General features: G+C 68.7%; 1 pseudogene. It reads right to left on the bottom strand.

Going from position 1 to position 230, the window contains the following annotated elements:
- Positions 1-76: pseudogene (locus BFF77_RS38345) on the bottom strand (pyridoxamine 5'-phosphate oxidase family protein); the annotation flags it as partial.
- Positions 77-230: the final 154 nt, after the last annotated feature.

The following is a 230-nucleotide window of genomic DNA, read 5'->3' as shown; positions in this document are numbered from 1 at the left end:
TGGCGGTGAAGAAGACGGGCTGTTCCTCGATGAAGGTGCGTATCCGTCCGTCGATCCGTTCGTAGAGCTTTCCCATACCGCCGATTATCCGCGCCCGTGCCCGGGAGGCGGCAGAGTCTCGGCTCGTGGGACCGCCGCGCCCGGCCGACGATGGAGCGATGACGAGGAAGCGGCGGGAACACGGGACGGAGCGGCGGCACGAGGTACGGGTCCGCCGGGTGTACGAGCCG

Source organism: Streptomyces lushanensis, from assembly GCF_001700515.1.
Lineage (GTDB): Bacteria > Actinomycetota > Actinomycetes > Streptomycetales > Streptomycetaceae > Streptomyces > Streptomyces lushanensis.
The sequence above is the reverse complement of the archived record's forward strand: the minus strand, read 5'-3'. Positions and strand labels throughout refer to the sequence as shown.